Annotated in this window: 2 protein-coding genes and 1 pseudogene; 2 read left to right on the top strand and 1 reads right to left on the bottom strand. The window is 42.5% G+C overall.

Going from position 1 to position 1,690, the window contains the following annotated elements; all coding sequences use genetic code 11:
• Positions 1–185: helix-turn-helix domain-containing protein (locus tag PX484_RS11180; RefSeq protein WP_288103848.1), on the bottom strand; the 185-nt coding region annotated here is incomplete at its 3' end.
• Between the two features lie 90 nt (positions 186–275).
• Between PX484_RS11180 and PX484_RS11175 the strand changes: the two genes are divergently transcribed.
• Both PX484_RS11175 and PX484_RS11170 read left to right on the top strand, forming a co-directional pair.
• Entirely contained in the window at positions 276–842 is a 567-nt protein-coding gene (locus PX484_RS11175) for an adenylate kinase (protein ID WP_002753892.1), read from the top strand.
• Positions 843–1,450: 608 nt separating this feature from the next.
• A pseudogene (locus PX484_RS11170) lies at positions 1,451–1,690 on the top strand (glutamine--fructose-6-phosphate transaminase (isomerizing)); the annotation flags it as partial.

The raw sequence follows: 1,690 nt of genomic DNA, 5'->3' as shown, positions 1-1,690 counted from the left end.
TTTTTCCAATCGGTTAGCATTGAAGAAGTTTGAGCATATCCTACTCTTTCTTGTCTTTCATGCCAAGCTTGTGTTCGTTCGTGGAGAGCTTTGTTGTAAACTAATCTTACACAGCCCAAAGTGCGCCGCAATAGCGACTCTTGTTCTGGTGTCGGGTAAAATCGGTAAGAATAGGCTTTTTCCATACCTCACATTTTAGCATATATTTCGTAAATGTGCTAATATTTAACAGCAAAGCCGCCGTAAAACGGCGGGGTTTCAGACCCAAATTTTCGATGAGCAAACGGATCGGTGTGATATTTTTGGGACCGCCCGGATCGGGAAAAGGTACCCAAGCGGCAAAATTAGCGGAATCTCTGACGATTCCCCATATTTCTACCGGTGAAATTTTACGTCAAGCAATTACAGAGAAGACAGAACTTGGTCAGCAAGCACAAGCTTATGTGGAAAAGGGCGAATTAGTCCCCGATGAGTTGTTATTAGGTTTAATTCAGGAACGTTTAAAACAGCCTGACAGTGCTAAGGGTTGGATTCTTGATGGTTTTCCCCGCACGGTGGCACAGGCGAGCTTTTTAGACGCATTACTGGAAGAATTGGCCGATAGTTACACATTTGTGGTTAATTTGGCTGTACCAGATACGGTCTTAATTGAGCGTCTCATGCAACGGGGTCGTCAAGATGATACTAAAGAAACGATCGCCCGTCGCCTACAGGTTTATATCGACCAAACTGCCCCCGTTTTAGATTATTACGGTCAAAAAGGGACTCTTAACCATATCGACGGTAATCAACCGATGGACGCGGTTACTGCCGCTCTAACAGCAGTTGTCACTCCTGTTTAAAGTTTCTCTCAGTCAGTAATCAGTAATCAGTCAGTAAAAATTACAACTTTTTATAAGTTTTTTATATCAAACAAGCTTTAATAGTTGAGAATATTTGAATTTACATTTCGCAATATTTACCTTTTCTTAAGAATTTATTGAAAATAATTCTCATTTGTTTACGAGGTTGCAATACTTCCAGCGATTATGGTATAATTTCGCAGTATGAAATGATGGGTTTTTCTGTGCTTTTTAGGGTTTTTAGCTGTCTGGTGATCCTGAAAACCCTTGCTAAATCTACACTGACCTATTCAGCAACAGCAATAAATGGCAGTTAAAGAGCCTTTTTTAAGCCAACCCGTTGATCAATTAATTGTGTAGTTTTGTTGCAAAGAGAAAGTTTTTTTGACAAAAAGAACAAAGTGTGCTGCTGAGTGATCTATATTGCTTTTATTTATTCTCCCCACACCCCACACCCTACACCCCACACCCCACACCCCACACCCCACACCCTAATCTCCTAGAAGGGAAACTTTACCCTTGCCCCTGCGTCTTGAGCTTCTAAGCAAACAAGCGCCACGCTTGCGATAGAATAGATTGGACTTAGCCTAAATGGGGTCAGCGAAAGAATGTGCGGAATTGTTGGCTATATCGGAACCCAAACAGCGATCGATATTCTCCTAGCTGGATTGGAACGTTTAGAATATCGGGGTTATGATTCGGCAGGGATTGCCACAATTCTCGAAGGTGAATTACATCGAGTCCGCGCCCAGGGAAAACTCTACAATCTGCGGGAAAAATTAGAACAGGAAGTTAATCCCTCCCAAATTGGCATCGGTCACACCCGTTGGGCAACCCACGGCAAACCC

The organism is Microcystis sp. M49636_WE2, from assembly GCF_030065375.1.
GTDB lineage: Bacteria > Cyanobacteriota > Cyanobacteriia > Cyanobacteriales > Microcystaceae > Microcystis > Microcystis aeruginosa_C.
Note: the sequence above shows the minus strand (reverse complement) of the source record. Positions and strands in the feature narration are given on the sequence as shown.

Coding starts and splice junctions, on each gene's coding strand:
- PX484_RS11175 (WP_002753892.1), top strand. CDS start 276: ATGAGCAAACGGATCGGTGTGATATTTTTGGGACCGCCCGGATCGGGA.